The following is a 19,546-nucleotide window of genomic DNA, read 5'->3' as shown; positions in this document are numbered from 1 at the left end:
CCGAATAAAAAAGCCCAAATTTTTGAGCAATTTATAAAAGACGAAGTGGCATTTGCAGACTTAAGGCACTTAAGCCCTGAGGAAGCAATCGAACAATATGCTTTTTGCATCTATGGCGCCGCCGACCATATTGCCGATTTTAACGAAAACGGAAAACTTAATAAATCAGATAATTTCATCTGTTCCAATAATTGCAAATGCCTAAAATGGAAGTCTAAAAGTATTTCTATCGATGGCTACCCCTTAACTACCAGAGAAATTCAAATCGTCAACCTCATGGCTTCTGATTTGGCAGATAAACAAATTGCCTACAAGCTCAAAATATCAGAAAGCACATTGAATTCTCATAAACAACATTTATTTGAAAAGGCTTCGGTAAAATCGAAATCAGGATTAATTACCAAAGCTATTAACCAAAAAATTATCCAGTAATCATGAATTTATCAACTTTTACCTATAGTGGACCCGAAGCGGTTGAAATGATCAAAACGACATTTCCAAAAACATGGCAATTCGAAATTGCACAAGGACAACTTTTTATTAAGTCACTAATGAAGGTGTATCAACTTTCGGCACTTGAATCCTTTAATAAATATCTAAAGACAAATGGATCACCAGCCAACGCAATATGCACACTAGCATCGCTGCATTTGATGTTGGAACAAACTAAAAATTCAGTTGAAATACAAAAATTAGAAAAAGAACAATTAATGTATGGGAACCAACGCATTTCACTTGAAGAATCAAAAAATATCTCCTTCGAAGATAAAAAGACACTACGCGCCTATTATTCTTCCAAGCAGAATGAATTACAAAAACGTATTGACAAGCTCATCCTTGAATTTCCCGTTATCGGTTCAGAGACAATTATCGTGCAAACAGGGTTTTTTGATTGACACTTCAAAAATGACAGTTTCACAATATTATAATCTCATTCTTAAATAAATCTAATGTATACCGAAAAATCAATAGACTCTGTTAGAAATGCCGATATCGTACAAATCATAGGTCATTTTTGTGAGCTAAAACGTGCCGGCTCCAAATGGACTTGTGAGTCTCCTTTTAATTCAAGTAAAGATTCCTTTTTTGTTACTCCAAGCCTTAATATGTACAAATGTTTTTCTACAGGAAAAGGTGGGGACGGTATCAGTTTTGTTCAAGCGTATAAAAATGTTTCGTTTGGTGAAGCGATCAAAATAATTGCCGACATCAGCGGTATTCTTTTGGAAGAGGAACAATTGTCTGAAGAAGCTGAAAGAAAAAGAAGCCGTAAACAGGAACTATATGATGTTACAGTTTCAACATGCTTGAAATATGAAATGCAGCTTAAAAACTGTGGAAATGATCATTGGGTAAAAAAAATGATTGTTGATCGAGGCATATCAAATGGCACAATAGAAAAGTTTCGTATTGGATACGCTCCAAAAGATTTCAAATATATCACCAATCCGCTTATTGAGAGAGGGAAGTTAGAACAGGCAGTCGCTGTTGGATTGTCAATTACCAAAGAAGGCAATAGTTTTGACTTTTTTAGAGAAAAACTGATTTTCCCTATTAGGGATGTTCGAGGTAATGTTTTGGGTTTTGGCGGTCGCCGTGCTAATGATGCAGAAGGTCCCAAATACATCAATACTAAGGAAACGGAAATTTATAGTAAAAGCCATGTTCTATATGGTTTGTTTGAAAATAAAGAAAGTATATCAAAATCCAGAGCAGCATTTTTGGTTGAGGGTTATACCGATGTTACCGGGCTTTCGCAACACGGTTGCGAATTGGCTGTAGCCACTGGAGGAACTTCATTAACGCCTGAACAAACAAAATTACTTCATCGTTTTGCTGATCATGTCATAATCATGCGAGACAATGACGGACTGGACGAAAAAGGCAACGAGCAAAAAGGAACTTTAGCAGCACTGAAAGACATTAATATTCTTTTGGCTGAAGGTTTCAAAGTTTCAGTTGTAATTCTTCCCGAAAAAGAAGACCCGGACAGCTACGCTCGAAAAACGGAGCATGTCGAAAAAATGCTTTTTGGCAATGCTGAAGATGCTGTGAATTGGAAAACCATGAAATTAAAAAACAAGGCTTCCAATGACCCAAACGAGCTTTCGAATGCTGTGGCTGAAATTGCTCTGATGTTGTCTCAAATCAAAGACGATATCAAAAGAAACGCTTATCAAAAGCAATGTGCCAAAATTATTAAACAGCCAGAAAAAGTAATAAAAGAAAAAATTGAAAGCTTATATAAAGTTGCCGAAGTCAAAGCAGCACAATCTGAAAGGCAAGAAACCCAGTCAATAGAAACTTTGGGCTTGCCCCCAGGTGCAGACTACAAACAATTTTTAGAAAAAAGCTATGTAACACACGAAAACAATGTGTATTTCCGAGGGAAAAACAGTTTTTACAAAGGTTCAAATTTCAGGATCACACCGCTTTTTCACGTTTATGGAAAGCAGGATAACAAGCGTTTGTGTGAAGTGGTTAATGAAAACGGTATCAAAAGACTGATAGATTTCGATTCTGCTGATTTTAACCAAATGACAAAATTTGAATGCAAGCTGCTGGACGAAGGGAATTTTGTTTTTACTGCTGAAGTTACGGCCAATCAATTTAAAATTTTGAAGAATGATATCCTGGGAAGTTTTATAACTGCTCATGAATTAAAAACATTGGGTTGGCAGCAACAGGAGGGCTTTTTTGCCTACGCAAATTGTGTTTATCATAATGGCATTTCTAAAACGCCAAATGAATATGGGATTATTCAACTGGACACTGGTGTAAAAGTAGACAGTGATTATGTTGAAGATGTGAAGCATTTTTATTCACCTTCTGCTTCAGTTATGTATAGCCATTCGCGAGAAGGTGATGATCCTTATGAGAATGACCGTTATTTGGTTTTCAAGCAGTCTCCAGTTGCGCTTCATGCGTGGATGAAGCAAATGCATAAAGTCTATGGCAAAAAAGCGGTGACTGGGATTGCCTGTACATTTTTTGCTCTTTTCAGGGATTTATTTGTAAAGACACATCAGATATCGCCTATACTGTTTTTAACTGGTGAGAAAGGCTCTGGTAAGTCCAAATTTGCTGAAAGTTTGGCTGCGGTGTTTTCATATAAACAACCTGCTTTTGATTTGAACAGCGGAACAATTTCGGGATTTTCAAGAAGGTTAGGCAGAACGACAAACACGATTACACTTTTGGAGGAATTCAACGATGTTTCTACCGATATCAAAATGAAACAATCGATCAAAGGATCGTATGACAATCGTGGCCGTGAAATTGGTCAAAATACTGGTGACAATAAAACCAAAATGACAAAGGTCAATTGCTTTTTGGTGATTCTTTCGCAGTATTTGTCCAGTTGGGATGACAATTCCATTACAACCCGAAGCGTGATTGAACATGTGATTAAGCCACAAGATAATTTCTCAACTGAAGAAGTGGCCGAATATACTTTGCTAAAATCGTGGGAAGAGGAAGGTTTAACCAGTTTGATTTTGGAAATCATAAAGTATCGTCCAGAAATTGAAGAAGCTTATCACCGTGTGTATGCTGAAATCACTAAAGAATTAAAAAGAGAATTGAAAAATACCGACTATCAGGAAAGGATGTTGCAGAATTACACCGTTTTGCTTACTCCAATGAAAATTTTGTTCGACAAATTCCAGTTTCCTTTTACGTATCAGCAAATGCAGGATCAATTTAAAGAAGCCATAATCGACAGTTCAGACTTGATCATTGAAAGCGAAGGTTTGGCAGAATTCTGGCGTACACTGGAATATTTACGCGATCGTTCACCGTTTCCTTTACTCAAAGAAAACACGCATTTCATCATTGATACGCCTCATACACTGAAATTGCAAACCAAGAAAGGTGAAGCTGATTTTGAATGGAAAAATGAAACTAGACACCAAGTGTTGTATTTGCGATTGAATGCAGTACATCAACTATATCACAAAGAAACATCGACACGTGAAGGCGTTGAAGTGATTGGCGAAAACACTTTGCGAAATTATTTCAAATCCAAAAAATATTTCATTGGTTCTGTGAAATCAGTACGATTTGATGACACTTCGACATCGGCATACATATTTGATTATACCATGATGCATGAAGGAGGGGTTTTGAATCTACTAAGAAGCGCTCCAAATAAAGATGAAGAAAAAGGGGAGGCTGTTTATAATAACGGAAGTTCAGAAGAAGATCCCGATTGGTTAAAAGCAAAATAGTTATGACATCAAAAGCAGTAATCTTGAATTTGAGAGTGGCCAAAGCCTCGGATTTCTCGAATGAACTAGGTGGTAAAAAATACGGCTGCATGTATTTTCAGCAGAACTTTGATGGATCATTCTGCAATCAGCCTTATTTCTTTCATGAAGGAACGAATATGGAAGTTTTTAGGAAATTGTATCAATCCAGACAAATCTGGGTATTAGCAGGCCATTTTGACGAAGTCTCATTTATTGAAAAAACAAAACCTTTAAGAAAATATGAAACAAAAAAATATCATCAAAGCGATAAACGCACTCGCCCGTGCACATGCCACAAACAAAGGATTTACAGGAAGTGAAACTGTAGAAAATCTTGCTAATGAAAAATTAATATTATTAATCCCTTTAATTAAAACAACAAATGAAAAATCTAAATGAAAAAACAGTAAAACCAAAAAGATTCACGGTTTTAGAAAATGGTAAAGAAGTATTAAATACTTCAAAAAGAGAAGAAGCGGATAAAAAAATCAGTCAACTTCAGAAAGAATTGAAATTGTCCATTGTGTTATTGGATAATCAAGAAAAGAGATCTACACGATATAAGAAAACCATTCACCAAAAAAACTATCGGGTAGAAGCTGGAGACTTTGAAATTGATTCAGTATTGCCTCCAGTTGCAGAACCATCCAGTACAGAAGAATAATTATTGACAGCAGAACCCCGAAGTAAAAAAAGTTCTACCGTTTAAACCACAATCAAACAATTAATTATGTCACAAGATACATTTACACTAAGCATTGATAAGGAAATCGTACTTAGTACATCAGATACAACTGAAGCAAGAAAAAAAATTTCAGATTTGAAAAAAGAGCTAACGCCTTATTTTACTTTCAGTAATAATACCGAGAACCTGAATTTTTTGTTTACTAAAAAAGATATTGGAACAGGCTACTGGGTAAATAGAGCTTTCATTCATACTCCTAAACAACTATGAGAAATAAACAATGTAACGTATGCGGGCTTCACAAAGAAGCCTGCTTACACAGCCTACAACTGAAAGAAAAAAGAAGTGACTTGATCATAACCAGAATATTGTGGTTTGCATTTGGTGCTATTTCTTCAGCTATTCCATTATTAATTTATTTCTGGTAATTATGAAAACAAAATACCACTCAATATTATTTTCTACTCCAATGGTTCAGGCTATTTTGGAGGATAGAAAAACACAGACCCGTAGAACCAAAGGATTGGAAGAAATCAATAAAAATTCTGATGATTGGAGACTATTAAATTCATTTGATAAACCAGAAGACGATCAAACTGCATTCTATATCAGAAATAATAATCTGTATGTACAATTTACGAATGGCCACAAAAATTTAGACATTAAATGTCCTTACAATGTAGATGATGTGTTTTGGGTAAGGGAAACATCTCACGATGTACTAGATTCAGAAACTTTAGAATTCTTACGCTATGGATATAAAGCTAATAATGATTATCCCGGAGCAAAATGGCGACCATCGATTTTCATGCCAAAAGAAGCCTGTAGAATATTCCTAAAAATAAAATCTATCAGGATTGAAAGATTGCAGGAAATAAGTGAAGAAGATGCAATTGCAGAGGGAGCTAAAAATCGTTTAAAACACAATGATCTAAAAGTTTTGGAAGGATTAAGAGGTTGGCCAATACCACGTCCTTTTCTAGAGCATCAATTTGGGTTTTTAGCGGTTTGGTGTACAATAAACGGCTGTGATAATTGGATTCAAAGCCCTTTTGTTTGGCTTTACGAGTTTGAACGAATTGAGAAACCTTTAGATTTTTGCTAATGTCAGGAAATCCAACTCTAAAAAATGGTTTTGTTTTAGGATGGTGGTCTGCGGGGATTACTTCTGCAGTTGCTTGTAAAATAGCTTTAGAATTATATCCAAATGTGGAACTGTATTACATTCACATAGATACAGCCAATCCAGATAACGAACGTTTTAAATCCGACTGTGAAAGATGGTATGGAAAAGAAATAAAACCTCTTAAAAGCAAAGTTTTTAAACATCAATTTGAAGTTATTGAAAAAACAGGAGCAGTTAATACACCACAAGGTGCGCCATGTACAGAGAAACTGAAAAAGCAAGTTCGCTTTGATTTTGAAAAAGCTAATGAATTGACGCTTTTTAATGACAGGATTATTTTAAATCAAGTCTGGGGTTTTGAATATGTAAAAAAAGAAATTAATAGAGCGATTCGCCACGGACAACAATACCCAAATACAAAACCTTTATTCCCTTTAATTGAAAAAGGACTTGACAAGAATGAATGCGCAGGTCTTTTAATCAATGCAGGGATTGAATTACCAGAAATGTATAAGCTTGGATATAGCAATAATAATTGTATTGGATGTGTTAAGGGAGGTAAAGGATATTGGAATCGAATTCGAAATGATTTTCCTTTTCATTTTTCCAGAATGGCAATTTTAGAGAGAAAAGTAGGGCACAGTTGTATTAATGGAACTTTTCTGGATGAATTAAATCCTAAAGCGGGACGAATGTCTAAAGAGATTATGCCAAGTTGCGGAATAATTTGCGATATAGATTTTGCTGATATTCCAGATAAGAATTTACAAGAAGTTATTGCTGGGAAAATGTCTATTTATGATGCAATTGCGTCTTGAATTTTATCTAATGAAAAAAACAAAGGTCATGAAAAAGCAAATGAAAGGAAGTCCGCCTCTAAGTGATGAAACCAAAAAAATGATAGTTGACCGTTGGCGGTATTATCCAATGAATACTATTTCGCAGTTAGCACAAGAATTTAATTGTTCAGAAGGGAAAATTCATACTTGTATCAATAACTATTTAGCAACAAAAAGCCTCCACTAAGCGGAGGTTTTTTATACCTATCCATTGCCTAATCCTGAAATGTCTATATATTTGAAACTATAACTTAAAAGCAATAACAAATGAAATTTATTAATGTAATCGATTTGAACGGCGTAACACATTGTATTAATGTAGCTCACATAATCAGGATAGAAGAGTTTCCTGAAGCTAGTGTTATTTACATGCAAGGAGGGTTTGGTCTAAAAACAAAAATGACAATTAAACAGTTAGATCCTTTTTTGCCGAAATAGGATTTTATTTTAACTAATAATTTATCATAACCGCTCCATTCGAGCGGTTTTTTTTAGTTTAGACCTTCCATCCAATCATCATAACATCCTCATGAGGTTTCGATATATGAATCGGATAAGTAATTTTTTTCGATAAACGCATAAGGAGCTTCATTCGGTAGGGCGATAATGGCTCAAAATTTTGGAAAACACATATTGGTTTATTCCATTTGTTATTGATCACGATTGTACATCCTGTTCGTCTATCATGGTCTTTTGTATAGAATTGTAGGCTTTCGATTGTATTTGGTTCCAATTGCTTAAATATGGCTCGCATGATATCGACTTCTTCAGTTGTAAAACACATCGGACGGTAATTTTAAACCCCAAAGGTATAAAATATCGTTCTGTATCTATTATTCTCTCTAATTGGACATATCGGGTTTCAAATTAATAATAGCACCGCAGAAGCGTTCTTAATAATACATACCTAATATCAAAACCGCACCAAAATTTCAGTTTCGACAATCCCCCCGAACCCCCCAATTTGAAAAATTTTGCAAATTTTTGATTTTCTGTAAAAAAGAGAGTAAAAAAGTTCCACAGTTCCACAAAACAAAATTATACTTTATATAATAGATATTATCTATATATAAATCAATGTATTAAGTCTAAATAAGTATTAAATTTTTTTGTGGAATTGTTGTGGAATTTGTGGAACTTTTTTTTTGAGTTCCTACAGATTTAACCATAGTTCCACAAGTTCCGACTATGTTTTTATGGTTAAAGTGTTGATTTACAGCGTTGTGGAACTGTGGAACTTTTTTACAGGTTTTGAGAGGGTTTTTAAAAAAAAAACGACTTTTTTTTCAATTTCTTTGGCTCAGTTTTTGTTTAAATTCGTTGTGCCTCAAATAACACATAATGATTCAAATACGCATACCTGTAAAAAAACATGTAAAAAAATACCTGATTAAAAAATATGGCAATATCCATACCATTTCAAAAAAAACTTTCATCGGTATTCTTCTTCTTGAATTAATAGATAAAGATGCAGACACATCTGATATCGATTTTAAAGGATTTGATACTTATAAAATGGATATCCCAGAAATGTATTTTAATACCAAAGGTTTTAATGTGAGTCGTAAAAAACTGAAATTCTTAGGTGTTTGTTTAGAACGCCTATTTTTTGAAGATTTTCACAGTTTTGTAGATGTAGAATTAGCAAAAGGAAAATCAAATGCCTGGCAAAGTGTAAAATTATTTCTGTTATTGTATGATATCAATGAAAATGAATTGAAACTTGAAAGTATGTACCGTAATTACCAAAGGCATTGTGATGAAAAAATAAAGTTAAAAAAAGCTAACACTGTAGTTTATTAATAGTTAAAAAACCGCGTAATCTTAACAATACTAAGGCGGAAAAATACGACAGTTTTATAAAAATAAATTTTAGGAATTATGAATTTTACTAATGACGAAAAATTACCAGGGTTTGCCGAATTTGAATTGTTCCTTTTAGAAGAAACTTCGAACTGGCCATTTGTAGTGACAGACACAACCTCTAAGGATGTAATTTTTACACCTTATGAAAATGATGTCGAAGCGATCATTGATCCAGATTCAATAATTGCCGATATAAATCCAAAACAATCCTCTGAAGGTGAAATTCAGCAGATAAACATTTCTTTCCGTTTAATTACCCGAAGCGAGGCATTGGAACAATTATTGGAACAATATGCAAATCAGCCATGCGTTGGACGCGGAAAATTGAATAATGATTTCCAAAAATTATATGGTACCAACAAAGAACCTTTGTACATGAATTATGAAATAAATGACGGCTCTAAGGTAGGTGGTGACTCCTACACCGAAGTACGTATAAAAGGCGAAACCCGCAAAAGACCAGTGTATTACACTCCTTAAAATCACTGTCCTATTTTAAAACATTGATATGATGAAAATTTGTATTGTCGATTAAACAATACAGATTTTTTGTCAATGAAAAAAAACACTTATTCCTTATTAAGTTCAAATTGGATGTTTGCTGAAGAAAGCAAATCAATCCTTTTGCCTTATTTGATAAATATCTTAAACGGAATTGAAAACACAATTCCACTTGCTTCAACTACACATTCTTTTATTTCTGATAAAGGCTTAGCTATTGGCACCAATGAGAATCTTTCTCCAAAGAATAAATCAGTTGCCGTATTAAATATCCATCATCCTATTTTTAAGTATGACCAAGTTTGTGGCCCATCTGGAACACAAACCATGATGGCCATGCTTGAGCAATGGAAAGCTGAAGAAAACATAATTGGAGTAGTATTCGATTATAATTCAGGTGGAGGGCAAGGTTCAGGAACTCCTGAAATTGCTGATTATATTTTTAATTATCCAAAACCGACTGTCAGTTATACCAATGACATTTGCGGTTCTGCCGCTTACTATATGTTTGCAGCTTCAAAATATACATTTATCAATAAATACGCTGATTTTATTGGCTGTATTGGTTCAATGTTTTTAAAGGTAAATACAGATGGTATTTTAGAACAACAAGGAGCTTCAATTATTGAGGTTTATTCTGATTTGTCGCCAGAAAAAAACAAACAATCTAGAGCGCTAAAAGAAGGCGATACCAAACCTCTGATTGATAAAATTCTTAATCCGTCGGCTTCTGTATTTCATGCAGACTTAAAAAGATTCAGACCAACAATATCGGAAAATGCATTAAAAGGAGATTTGTTTTCTCCAGAAGATTCCATTCAAGAAGGTTTAGTTGATAAGATTGGAACTTTACAAGATGCTATCAATAAAGTAATTGAATTAGCATCTTCTTCACAACAAAATAATTCAAAATCAAATACTAATAAAAATATGAGCGCAAAAACACTGCTAGTCTTGCAGGCTGTTTTGGGTTTAGATGCTCCATTGGCTTCCACGGAAGAAAATGGAAGCTATTTGAATGCCGAACAGCTGGATACTTTGGAAAATCGTTTGGTTGAATTGGATGCTTCCAATACTGACCTACAAACAAAATTAGATGCTGCTTTGGCTAATACCGAAGTGAATGACCAATTAACGGCTTCTCAAGGAACTGTAACTGCTCTTGAAGCATCGATTAATGAAATGTTGACATCCGCTGGTTTGGATGTTACAGGAACTCTAACCGAAAAAACGGCTGCGCTTTCTACGAAAGTTGCCGAAATGGGCGGTCAAGATGGTGCAAAACCAACGAACGTAAAAGTTGACGTGAATAATTCTGGAACCACATCTAATGTTGTTGACGGGATTGACATTTCTGCTGCAATGAATAATTAACTTAATTTTTTTTAAATATGTCAATAATCGCTACAGATATAGTAACAGCCTTTGGGGCTCGCTATGTAAATGAGGGGCAAAATATGGATAGCTTGAAGGAACAAATCCGTCAGCCTTCAGTTACGCCATCTCATGCGGTACCAATCATTACAGAAAATGATGTGTATCGTTCATCCAATACTGCATTGGGTGAGATTGTCCAAGGTTTCCAAAAAACGTTTACAGCCAAAGGTGATATTACTTTTACTCCAAACGAAATCGTTTTGCGTAACGCGAAAATCGATATTTCCTTATATCCAGACGATGTAAAAGGGAAATGGCTTGGTTTCTTGGCTTCGATAGACAAAGCTGAAAGAGCTGAATGGCCTATCGTTCGTTATTTGTTGGAAAAACATGTTGTTCCTCAAATTCCGCACGATATGGAAACGAAAGCTTATTGGGGAGGTTCTTATGTTGCTCCTACTCCTGGGGTAGCAGGAACTACAGCCGGAACATTGGACGGGTTGAAAAAAATCATTGATGCTGGCTTATTGGCAGGAACAATGAACACAATCGCTTTGACAGCTTTGCCAACTCCAACCACAATGTTTGAATGCATTGAGGAATTTAGCGATGATGTTTTTGCGCACAACCCAGCATTGGAAGGCGTAAAAATGAAATTGTTTATGGAACCAAAGTTTTTGAAAAACTATTTCAGAGACAAACGTAACACTCACGGAAATGACGTGAACTATGTTGCGGGTCAAAAAACAGTTGATTTTTCGGAAAATGTGGAATTGGTTGCTTTGCCATCAATGGCAGGTTCTGGCTACATCTGGGCTACTCCAGCAGACAACTTCGTTCATTTGCGTAAAGTAAACGGAATGAAAGACCCAAAAGTGGAAGAAGCAAAACGTGAGGTTGCTTTGATGCTAGACTGGTACGAAGGTATTGGATTTGATTATAACCAATTGGTTTATGCTTATAAACCGTAATCTTTAGGATATGTCAGAAAAGAAAAAAACAATACCAGTAGTCGAACAGACTGTTGGTGTTAATACAGAAAATACAACTCAAATAGCTTCTGAAACTGCTGTAGTAAATCCAGATGTTATTGCTCCATATGCTTCTGAAACTCCTGTAGTAAATCAGGAAGTTGTTGTGGCTCATACTCACCCTTTGTCCCAAACAGAAAAAAATGAAACAATTTCTCATGAATCGCTTGAAGCGGAATTGATTCCTTCAGGAAGATTTATTGCTGAGAATGGTACTGAATATGAATTTGCAGTGAGCCAATTCACATTCCAAGGCAAAGTGTACACGAAAGAAGAAGCTTTGAGCAATCATGCTGATGTTTTAGAACATTTGGCTTCTGTTAAATCATTCATCTTAAAAAAAGTATAATATGGCAGTAGCATTAGAAGATATCGGAGGCGAAAGCGCTGAACCAGTTTCTGGTTTAGTTGGCAAAGTGTATTATGCTTTGCATTCTGATTTTGAGACAATTAATGATCCTAAAAAACTGGGCGATCCCGTTCCCGCAAATGTGGCGACCACTTTTGCAGAATTGGTTGAGATAGCGACAGCACACGCTTTTAAAACAGGAAAGAAATTTTTCCAAATTGAAACCGTTACTGAAACTGGGTCAATCAAATCTACTCCGATTGGAGAGACTGGACGAATTTTGTATCAAAATGAATTAGCGGTTGAAGTTGCTGGTTCCGATGCGGAAATCCTTGGTTTTTGTCGTTGGATTAAAAACCAAAAATTGATCATTCTTTTTGAGGAATTTGGTAATGGGAATGTTCGCCAATTAGGTTCGTCAAGATTGCCAGCACTGGCAAAAGCCGAACATAATATCGAACCAACCGTTGAAGGGAAAAGTGGTGCGACAATTACTTTTACTGATAAAAATTTCAGCCCTGCCCCAATCTACAAAGAAGATATTCAATTGGTAGCTGAAGCTTAATCTATATTGTTTTTTAGTTTGTAATAAAAGCGTTCTATCAATTAGAACGCTTTTTTTGATGATTTAAATTTTAAAATTATGCTTGATTATTTCGAATCCATAAAAAATTTCATAGCTGAACAATTTACTCCAAGCAATCCGGAAAATGCAAATGTGAAAATGACAACAAATGATTTATTGGAGTTTCTTTTTAGAACATTCCCGGTAAATTGCATTTCAGATTATGAATTGAATGTTATTTTGATGTTGCTGGGTTATGTTAGACATACCTATGTTGTAGAATCTTATACCGAAGTTGGAAAAAAGAAAGATAAAAAAATCGAAGTACGGAAAAGCCTTGAAGTGGGTTGGTGCTTGAAAAGTGCATTTGATTTGCATACTGAGGTATTGGATAAAAAGTAGGAAATTTGATTTTTTTTGTACATTAGTATAAAAAGAACATATGGAAGAATTTTTAAAAATATTTTTATTGTGTGCAAATACTGCACTTGGTTTGTACTTAGCGTTATTCAAAAGTTACTTTCAAGAACGCGGAAAAAATCTTGCTACTAAAGAGGATATCGGAGAAATTACCAAAATTGTTGAGGATGTTAAACACTCATTTACCAAAGAGACAGAGCAATTAAGATCAAGTTTATCGTTATTTAATAATGTATTTGCAGGTTTAGTTGGGGAGGAAAGAAATGCAATAGTTGATTTAAACGAAAAGTATTTTTTGTGGTTACATTGTTTAATGGATTCCAATATGGGGGGAGCAGATATTAAAGTTAATAAAGATTTAGATGAGCATAAAAAAATAATAAACGATTGCTGGACAAATTATATAAATAGTAGAGCCAAATTTGATTTATTTGTGGATGATATAGAATTCAAACTTCAATTGAATGAAATGGAACAAAAAACGATGGAATTATTTACAATGTTAAAAATGAATTACATTCATAGCTTGATTCGAATTAATTTAGAATATACGGAATTGAGGAGAATATTTGATTCAGGCAATATAAGTGAAGCAGAAATTAAGAGAGATTTATTATATGAGAAAAGTTTAGCTTTATCAAATAAATTTGGAGATGATATTACAGAGGCTTATAAAATTATTTTAAAATTAAATTCAGCATTTCATAGAAGCTGCAGGCAACATCTCTACAAGCTTATAGAAAATAAAAAATAAACAAAGCCCGCTAATCCTAGCGGGTTTTTTTATGTCCTATTGTAAAAAATTCACACTTTCCATATTTGTAGTATGGAAATTCTACAAAACTGGTTTAACGATGGTTGTGATTATGCTTCGGGAGTTCTCATTTATAGTCAACTGCCAAAGCACAATCCAACTTTACTGAAAACATTTCAGCGAAAGAACAATTCATTCAATAGCGAAAAGCTAAAATATGAATTGAAGAAGTTTATTGAAAAACATGCCCAAAACGAATTTGTTACTGAGGTTAAAAATTCGATAGCAAAAGTTGTTGTTCCGGGACCAGAAAAAGTTTCTAATACGGAACAAAAAAACGCTGTTTTATTCCATCAGCTACCCGAAGCATTGCGCCCTGTTTTGCTCGAAGCCAATCAATTGTTTAAAGAGAATTGTTTGCTCAAAGTCAATTTGAATGAATTACCGCAACATGCAGAAAAAGCTGCATTAGAAATTCAACTTAAGATTGCCAGCAATTTTCGCAAAAATGAATTGTGTTGGCAAAAGATTGATTTGTTTTTGGAAAAACGAATAATTCCCGAAGCTCCAAAACACGGCTTTGAAGATTTGACACCTGCGGGATTATTGCGCCAACAACAATTGTTGTATGCTTCAATTTCTAAATTGAATGCCAGGCTAAAACAAAACCGTGAACAGTTACCAAAAATTACAGTTTTAGATATTAGAAATAAAATTGAACGTCAGATATCCAAACAGGAAGAAAATCTGTTACAACAAAACGAGAAATTAATCATCATTAGTAATTTGATTGATGGGAAATAAAAAAAGAAATATGCTTGTAAAGCGTGGGGACAGCACGTTTGACAAGATTTTGGCGCACTATATCAATCCTGAGCATTTTCCGCTTAGCGAAACCAACACGGCAATCCTTAATCGGTTGAACGAGGTTTTTGCTTTACGGTTGAATCATTTTTCATCACAGCAAATTGTAAATAAATGGGTTAATGAAAAAGGCATTTCACAAGCTCAGGCTTACATCGATATTCGAAACTCGGAGAAGCTTTTTGGTAATGTTCTAAAATCTGATGTGGACGGTGCGCGGGCGGTTTGGCTTGAACATACTCGTGATTTTCTGAAAAGATGCATTCAAAAAGGCGACCGAGCCAACGAAAGCAAAGCTTTAAAAATGCTTGCTGATTATGGCGGTTTTGCAAACGAAGACAATCCAGAATTCAATCCAGAGAAGTTTGAAAATATGGAAATTCACGTGAATGTGAACAAAGAGGTTCAGGCTAGACTTTTGGAAATGCTTTCGAGTGGTTCCGTAGACTTGAATAACTTAAACGTTACTGATATCGATTTTGAAGAATTAAAAACTGAAGAAGACGATGATCAGTAAAAAAAAGATTGTTGAACTTACCATTCCGCAGTTAACCTGTGTTTTATCGCCTCAGAAAAACAAATATATTGAGATGGGAAGGGGAGGCGGGAAAACGACTATTTTCGGTTACCATATGCGCGAACTGGTTAGGCAAATGCCTAAAGCTTCGTTTGCTCTTACTGGTTCAACTTATTCTCAGATATTGGCAAGAACGTTGCCTTCAGCCATTGAGGGGCTGTCAATGTTTAATTTGCATCAGGATGTTGATTTTGTTGTTGGTAGGTCTGGTAAAAAGCTTGGTTACGAAATGCCGTACCAACCGCCTAATCAATGGAACAATATCATTCACTTTCCGAATGGTTCTATCTTTCAAATGGTATCGTTGGACAATGCCAATTCTGGGCGTGGTCTAAACTCTTATGCCGAATTAGGTGATGAAGCCGCCTTGCTTGACCCTGAAAAGCTTTTTACCAATGTGAAAACCACCAACAGGGCTAAAAAGGAAATATTTAAGGATTGCAGTCTTTTGGGGTCTGAGTTCTATGTTTCTTCAACTCCCATAAATAAAAAAGGAAAGTGGTTTACTGATATGGAAGCAGTTGCCAAAAAGAACCCAACAGAGTATGCGTTTATAAAAGCTTCAGCGCTTTCCAATCCTTATCTGAATCCCGCTTGGTTTAAAAAGATGCGTGACCAGGCTGTCTCCGAAATCCTGTATAATGCCGAAATCCTAAACATTAGACCCAAAGAAATTGTTGATGGCTTTTATGGCAATCTTATCCCAGCCAAACATTACTACACGGATTACAATAATAGTTATCTGGAAACTATTGGAGTTGTGGCCAGATCAGAGCATTTCAATTCTAACCAGGACAATGATGTGCGCACCAATGAACCGCTTATCATGTCGGTTGATTTTGGGGTATTTAACTGTTGTGTAGTGTCTCAGGTACAGGACGATACCTATAGAGTGTTAAAGTCATTCTTTGTCAAGTCTCCTAAGCTATTGGATGATATGTTTATCGAACAAGTTATTCCTTACTACAGACCACACAATGAGAAATTCGTTTACTTATATGGTGGCCATGATGGTAATAATAAGTTACCTAACGATAACCGAACCTACTTCGAACAGATAACCGAGTTGCTTACCAAGCACGGATGGACTGTGTACCAAATGACCAAAGGTGCAGCACCAACACATACAGACAAGTATCTTCTTCTCAATGCTATGCTTAAGGAACATCAGATGCGATTGCCTAAGATACGCATCAATGAGCATAACAACCCAGATCTTATCATTGCACTCGAGCGCACTGAAGCTAAGGAAGCTTTGAAAGGTGGCATCGAGAAGGAAAAGAAAGACGAACGTAATAAGCTGTTCCCCCAACAGCATGCACCCCACCTTACCGATGCCTTCGACATTCCCATCATGACGATGTACAATGATATCTTCAAAGGAAGCAGTCTGCTTCTCTCGGAATCTCGCATTCAATCAATGTAAAACATCCATTTTCATATATCCATATTTTTTGGAAATGGAAAGTGTGAAAATTTATAGGGACAGGCGTGCCAAATCGTCAAAAAATATAAAAAATATTATTTTTTAAAGGTTCAAAATGCTTGTTTTCAAAAGAGTAATGTTTTAAATATTAGAAAAGAGGCATCAAATCAACATGAATATTGCACTAAAAATACTGTCCTATTTTAAAAATGGTCAAAGAATGAATTTTGGACTATGCAAAAGGAAAAAATATCATTAAAAGAAGGTTTGGCCATACTAAACCAAAAAGACGAAAAAGGAACGCTGATTCCTTTCGATTTGACTTATAGAACTTTTAATTCCACATCGAAACGAGGCGGTAAACTAAAAATCTATTCCGGGGCAAGACTTCTTTTAGAGAAAAATCCAAACCGCACCCATCGCGACAGCATTGAAAATATTTTAGTTCCCATCAAAACAACCAAAAACGCAAACCATTTTGAAAACAGAACCCGAAATATTGAATTGTCCGATCGCAGCGTAGTCAAAATTTGCATTGATTTTATCATAAGCATTAACAATAAAGAAATAATCTACTAATGTCAAATAGCCAATTCTTAGGAAATCACATTGCGGTTACAGAATATAATGGTTCGCCAGCAATGGTTTCGTTCAAAAACTCAATTGACCGAATGGATGGTGCGGTAACTGCCGTAAAAGTAGATGTAAAAGACAAACAAGGCGTAATTGCTTCATGGGGCAAAAACAACGACTACCCACAGCAAGTAATCAAAGAAGTAAAGAAAAACGGAACTGCAACTTCTGCATTACGTTTTTTAAGAAAAGCACATTACGGTAACGGATTGGTTTTAATGAGAAATGAGGTAACAGATTCGGGCAAAAAAGACCCAAAAGTTATCCCACTTTCAGAATTGGCAGACATCAACGCTTTCTTCCGAAAATCACAAATGAACCGTTTTTGGAAAGAAACCATTAATGATTTAGAATGGTTTTCGATTGGTTTTCCTGAATATATTCTTTCCAATAACTACGCTACCATTAACCGTGTGAAACGCCAAAAAACCGCATGGTGTCGTTTTGAATTGATGAACGAAGAAAGCGGTTTGATTGAGTACGTTTATATTTCTGAAAAGTTTGGAAAAGGCGGTTCAGTTGATGTTGAAAGCCAATTTGTCGAAAAAATACCTTTAATCGACAGTTATTGGTCTGCCGATGAAGTGCGCGAATATTGCAAAGTAAACAAAATCACAAAGTTCATTCGTCCTATTTTCTATCCTTTACTTGACGAAGCTTACTATCCTGAAAGTGAATGGCACGCCATTTTAAAATCGGGTTGGTTGGATGTGGCCAATTCCGTTCCCGCACTTAAAAAAGCTTTGTTTGCCAACCAAATGACAATTAAGTTTTTAATTGAAGTTGACGAACAATACTACAAAAACATTTATGCTGAAGAATGGGCAAAAATGAAAGTAGAGGAACGCAAAAAAATCCGTCAGGATTTAGTCGATTCAATCAATACCGGCTTAGTAGGAAACGACAAAGCAGGGAAGTCCATTCAGGCAATGATGTACACTGATTCGACAGGAAAGCAAGTCTCAGCTATCAAAATCACTGCAATCGATGACAAACTAAAAGATGGCATCTATTTGCCTGAAGCGGCGGCTGCCAACTCTGAAATACTTGTTGCTACTGGTGTAGATGCCACGCTAATTGGAGGTGCAGGAATACCAGGCGGAGCTTTGGGCGCTGGTTCTGGTTCAGACAAAAGAGAGGCTTTTTTAATTCTTCAGGCACTTTCAAAAACCAACCGCGAAACCACGTTAGAAATTTTCGAATTCATTCAGGATTACAACAAATGGGATAATACTATTATACCAGGATTCGAAAATACTATTCTAACCACTTTGGACAAAAACCCAACAGGAACACAAAAGACTACCGCATGATACTAGATACCACAGCAGATTTAAAAAAATATGTATCACTTGCTCAATCATTCCAGTTCGAAGACTTTGAGCCATACATAACAAAGGCAGTAAATGCTTTTACAAAAAAATACGTTGGGAATCTTCATGTTTTTTTGAAAGATGAATTCAATACTCCAGATATCCATTTTGAACTTAAAAATGAAGCACGCGAACACCTACGCAATGCCATAGCAAATTTTGGCTACTTTATTTATTTACCGTACGCTTCGGTTCAAATGGATAGTTCTGGAATATCTGTTGTCAATAATGACCAACGAAAAAATGCCGAATGGTGGCAAATAAAAGATATCCGTAGAGAGCTTTTGCGCTCCGGTCACGAAGCAATGGACTATTTATTGGAAATTTTGGAGAAAAACCCCGATGTTTTTCCCGATTGGACGGCTGAATTTGGCACAGAAAACAAAAAATTAATGGTTCACAACACGGCCACTTTCAACGAATACTATCATATTTTCAATTCCAGACAAACATTCTTAGCCTTACAGCCATCAATTAGACAGATTGAAGATCAGTATTTAAAAACCATGCTTTGCCCGGAACTAATAGAGCATTTAAAAACAGATGTTTCAGGTGTCACTTTGGAAGTAAAAACGGAAATACAAAAAGCAATTGTGGCTTTCACAGTGGCAAAAGTGGCAAACGTCGGTTTGTTTCTTTTAGATGAAAACGGTTTGCGGGTAAACTTCGAAACGCTTGTAGATGGCAAAAAAGAAAGCACGAGTTATGGCAAAACCGCTGATCAATTATCAAAACTAGTTGAAGAGCAAACAAATAACGGAATCCAATATTTAGGCGTAGCCAAAGAACTTATCGAGATTAATATATCAGAATTTAATCAATGTGAATCTCCGTTAAAAAAAACGGCATCATCCGGTACGGGATATACTCCATATGACACAGCGGGAATATTATCATTGTAGTCGTGTCC

23 protein-coding genes are annotated in these 19,546 nt (G+C 35.4%); all 23 read left to right on the top strand.

From position 1 onward, the window contains the following. On the top strand, positions 1–432 hold a 432-nt coding region (locus VLC96_RS11865; RefSeq protein ID WP_325263167.1), incomplete at its 5' end, for a response regulator transcription factor. A gap of 2 nt (positions 433–434) precedes the next feature. After that, positions 435–896 carry a hypothetical protein gene (locus tag VLC96_RS11860; RefSeq protein ID WP_325263165.1) on the top strand — a complete coding sequence of 154 codons (462 nt, stop codon included), beginning with the start codon at positions 435–437 and terminating at the stop codon, positions 894–896. A 54-nt stretch (positions 897–950) separates the two neighbouring features. Continuing rightward, positions 951–4,229: a DNA primase gene (dnaG, locus tag VLC96_RS11855; RefSeq protein ID WP_325263163.1), complete on the top strand. Its 3,279-nt coding sequence runs from the start codon at positions 951–953 to the stop codon at positions 4,227–4,229. A gap of 2 nt (positions 4,230–4,231) precedes the next feature. Next, positions 4,232–4,570: a hypothetical protein gene (locus VLC96_RS11850; protein WP_325263161.1), complete on the top strand. Its 339-nt coding sequence runs from the start codon at positions 4,232–4,234 to the stop codon at positions 4,568–4,570. Between the two features lie 62 nt (positions 4,571–4,632). After that, the gene (locus tag VLC96_RS11845) at positions 4,633–4,914 is read left to right on the top strand and encodes a hypothetical protein (RefSeq protein WP_325263159.1); all 282 of its coding nucleotides are present in this window, start codon (positions 4,633–4,635) and stop codon (positions 4,912–4,914) included. 66 nt (positions 4,915–4,980) lie between these two features. Then, on the top strand, positions 4,981–5,205 hold the full coding sequence (locus tag VLC96_RS11840) for a hypothetical protein (protein ID WP_325263158.1): 225 nt from the start codon (positions 4,981–4,983) through the stop codon (positions 5,203–5,205). 160 nt (positions 5,206–5,365) lie between these two features. Beyond that, entirely contained in the window at positions 5,366–6,040 is a 675-nt protein-coding gene (locus tag VLC96_RS11835; RefSeq protein ID WP_325263156.1) for a hypothetical protein, read from the top strand. Next, positions 6,040–6,879: a hypothetical protein gene (locus VLC96_RS11830; RefSeq protein ID WP_325263155.1), complete on the top strand. Its 840-nt coding sequence runs from the start codon at positions 6,040–6,042 to the stop codon at positions 6,877–6,879. Before VLC96_RS11835 ends, VLC96_RS11830 begins: the two co-directional genes overlap by 1 nt. A gap of 28 nt (positions 6,880–6,907) precedes the next feature. Continuing rightward, positions 6,908–7,087 carry a hypothetical protein gene (locus tag VLC96_RS11825; protein WP_325263153.1) on the top strand — a complete coding sequence of 60 codons (180 nt, stop codon included), beginning with the start codon at positions 6,908–6,910 and terminating at the stop codon, positions 7,085–7,087. 1,154 nt (positions 7,088–8,241) lie between these two features. Beyond that, on the top strand, positions 8,242–8,703 hold the full coding sequence (locus VLC96_RS11820; protein ID WP_325263152.1) for a hypothetical protein: 462 nt from the start codon (positions 8,242–8,244) through the stop codon (positions 8,701–8,703). 78 nt (positions 8,704–8,781) lie between these two features. Continuing rightward, positions 8,782–9,246, top strand: a complete 465-nt coding sequence (locus VLC96_RS11815) for a hypothetical protein (RefSeq protein ID WP_325263151.1) — start codon at positions 8,782–8,784, stop codon at positions 9,244–9,246. Between the two features lie 75 nt (positions 9,247–9,321). Then, positions 9,322–10,641, top strand: coding sequence for a S49 family peptidase (locus tag VLC96_RS11810; protein WP_325263149.1), 1,320 nt, complete (start codon positions 9,322–9,324; stop codon positions 10,639–10,641). 17 nt (positions 10,642–10,658) lie between these two features. Beyond that, a complete protein-coding gene (locus tag VLC96_RS11805) occupies positions 10,659–11,615 on the top strand; it encodes a hypothetical protein (RefSeq protein ID WP_325263148.1) in 957 nt (318 codons plus the stop codon). Positions 11,616–11,625: 10 nt separating this feature from the next. Then, a complete protein-coding gene (locus VLC96_RS11800) occupies positions 11,626–12,024 on the top strand; it encodes a hypothetical protein (RefSeq protein WP_325263147.1) in 399 nt (132 codons plus the stop codon). A gap of 1 nt (position 12,025) precedes the next feature. Then, positions 12,026–12,589, top strand: a complete 564-nt coding sequence (locus VLC96_RS11795) for a hypothetical protein (RefSeq protein ID WP_325263146.1) — start codon at positions 12,026–12,028, stop codon at positions 12,587–12,589. Between the two features lie 78 nt (positions 12,590–12,667). Further along, a complete protein-coding gene (locus VLC96_RS11790) occupies positions 12,668–12,991 on the top strand; it encodes a hypothetical protein (protein ID WP_325263144.1) in 324 nt (107 codons plus the stop codon). Between the two features lie 40 nt (positions 12,992–13,031). Then, complete coding sequence (locus VLC96_RS11785; protein ID WP_325263142.1) at positions 13,032–13,763, top strand: hypothetical protein; 732 nt, start codon at positions 13,032–13,034, stop codon at positions 13,761–13,763. A gap of 72 nt (positions 13,764–13,835) precedes the next feature. After that, positions 13,836–14,567 (top strand): hypothetical protein, encoded by a 732-nt coding sequence (locus tag VLC96_RS11780; RefSeq protein WP_325263140.1) that lies wholly within the window; start codon positions 13,836–13,838, stop codon positions 14,565–14,567. 10 nt (positions 14,568–14,577) lie between these two features. Beyond that, on the top strand, positions 14,578–15,144 hold the full coding sequence (locus VLC96_RS11775) for a hypothetical protein (RefSeq protein WP_325263138.1): 567 nt from the start codon (positions 14,578–14,580) through the stop codon (positions 15,142–15,144). After that, positions 15,134–16,630 carry a hypothetical protein gene (locus VLC96_RS11770; protein WP_325263136.1) on the top strand — a complete coding sequence of 499 codons (1,497 nt, stop codon included), beginning with the start codon at positions 15,134–15,136 and terminating at the stop codon, positions 16,628–16,630. The genes VLC96_RS11775 and VLC96_RS11770 overlap by 11 nt, the downstream gene beginning before the upstream one ends. 234 nt (positions 16,631–16,864) lie before the next feature. After that, a complete protein-coding gene (locus VLC96_RS11765) occupies positions 16,865–17,209 on the top strand; it encodes a hypothetical protein (RefSeq protein ID WP_325263135.1) in 345 nt (114 codons plus the stop codon). Beyond that, a complete protein-coding gene (locus tag VLC96_RS11760; RefSeq protein ID WP_325263134.1) occupies positions 17,209–18,576 on the top strand; it encodes a hypothetical protein in 1,368 nt (455 codons plus the stop codon). The genes VLC96_RS11765 and VLC96_RS11760 overlap by 1 nt, the downstream gene beginning before the upstream one ends. Further along, positions 18,573–19,538, top strand: a complete 966-nt coding sequence (locus VLC96_RS11755) for a DUF6712 family protein (protein ID WP_325263132.1) — start codon at positions 18,573–18,575, stop codon at positions 19,536–19,538. Before VLC96_RS11760 ends, VLC96_RS11755 begins: the two co-directional genes overlap by 4 nt. Positions 19,539–19,546: the final 8 nt, after the last annotated feature.

Source organism: Flavobacterium sp., from assembly GCF_035456085.1.
Lineage (GTDB): Bacteria > Bacteroidota > Bacteroidia > Flavobacteriales > Flavobacteriaceae > Flavobacterium.
Note: the sequence above shows the minus strand (reverse complement) of the source record. Positions and strands in the feature narration are given on the sequence as shown.

Excerpts from the sequence above, each read along its gene's own strand:
- VLC96_RS11860 (WP_325263165.1), top strand. The coding sequence starts at position 435 with ATGAATTTATCAACTTTTACCTATAGTGGACCCGAAGCGGTTGAAATG.
- dnaG (WP_325263163.1), top strand. The coding sequence starts at position 951 with ATGTATACCGAAAAATCAATAGACTCTGTTAGAAATGCCGATATCGTA.
- VLC96_RS11850 (WP_325263161.1), top strand. The coding sequence starts at position 4,232 with ATGACATCAAAAGCAGTAATCTTGAATTTGAGAGTGGCCAAAGCCTCG.
- VLC96_RS11845 (WP_325263159.1), top strand. The coding sequence starts at position 4,633 with ATGAAAAATCTAAATGAAAAAACAGTAAAACCAAAAAGATTCACGGTT.
- VLC96_RS11840 (WP_325263158.1), top strand. The coding sequence starts at position 4,981 with ATGTCACAAGATACATTTACACTAAGCATTGATAAGGAAATCGTACTT.
- VLC96_RS11835 (WP_325263156.1), top strand. The coding sequence starts at position 5,366 with ATGAAAACAAAATACCACTCAATATTATTTTCTACTCCAATGGTTCAG.
- VLC96_RS11830 (WP_325263155.1), top strand. The coding sequence starts at position 6,040 with ATGTCAGGAAATCCAACTCTAAAAAATGGTTTTGTTTTAGGATGGTGG.
- VLC96_RS11825 (WP_325263153.1), top strand. The coding sequence starts at position 6,908 with ATGAAAAAGCAAATGAAAGGAAGTCCGCCTCTAAGTGATGAAACCAAA.
- VLC96_RS11820 (WP_325263152.1), top strand. The coding sequence starts at position 8,242 with ATGATTCAAATACGCATACCTGTAAAAAAACATGTAAAAAAATACCTG.
- VLC96_RS11815 (WP_325263151.1), top strand. The coding sequence starts at position 8,782 with ATGAATTTTACTAATGACGAAAAATTACCAGGGTTTGCCGAATTTGAA.
- VLC96_RS11810 (WP_325263149.1), top strand. The coding sequence starts at position 9,322 with ATGAAAAAAAACACTTATTCCTTATTAAGTTCAAATTGGATGTTTGCT.
- VLC96_RS11805 (WP_325263148.1), top strand. The coding sequence starts at position 10,659 with ATGTCAATAATCGCTACAGATATAGTAACAGCCTTTGGGGCTCGCTAT.
- VLC96_RS11800 (WP_325263147.1), top strand. The coding sequence starts at position 11,626 with ATGTCAGAAAAGAAAAAAACAATACCAGTAGTCGAACAGACTGTTGGT.
- VLC96_RS11795 (WP_325263146.1), top strand. The coding sequence starts at position 12,026 with ATGGCAGTAGCATTAGAAGATATCGGAGGCGAAAGCGCTGAACCAGTT.
- VLC96_RS11790 (WP_325263144.1), top strand. The coding sequence starts at position 12,668 with ATGCTTGATTATTTCGAATCCATAAAAAATTTCATAGCTGAACAATTT.
- VLC96_RS11785 (WP_325263142.1), top strand. The coding sequence starts at position 13,032 with ATGGAAGAATTTTTAAAAATATTTTTATTGTGTGCAAATACTGCACTT.
- VLC96_RS11780 (WP_325263140.1), top strand. The coding sequence starts at position 13,836 with ATGGAAATTCTACAAAACTGGTTTAACGATGGTTGTGATTATGCTTCG.
- VLC96_RS11775 (WP_325263138.1), top strand. The coding sequence starts at position 14,578 with ATGCTTGTAAAGCGTGGGGACAGCACGTTTGACAAGATTTTGGCGCAC.
- VLC96_RS11770 (WP_325263136.1), top strand. The coding sequence starts at position 15,134 with ATGATCAGTAAAAAAAAGATTGTTGAACTTACCATTCCGCAGTTAACC.
- VLC96_RS11765 (WP_325263135.1), top strand. The coding sequence starts at position 16,865 with ATGCAAAAGGAAAAAATATCATTAAAAGAAGGTTTGGCCATACTAAAC.
- VLC96_RS11760 (WP_325263134.1), top strand. The coding sequence starts at position 17,209 with ATGTCAAATAGCCAATTCTTAGGAAATCACATTGCGGTTACAGAATAT.
- VLC96_RS11755 (WP_325263132.1), top strand. The coding sequence starts at position 18,573 with ATGATACTAGATACCACAGCAGATTTAAAAAAATATGTATCACTTGCT.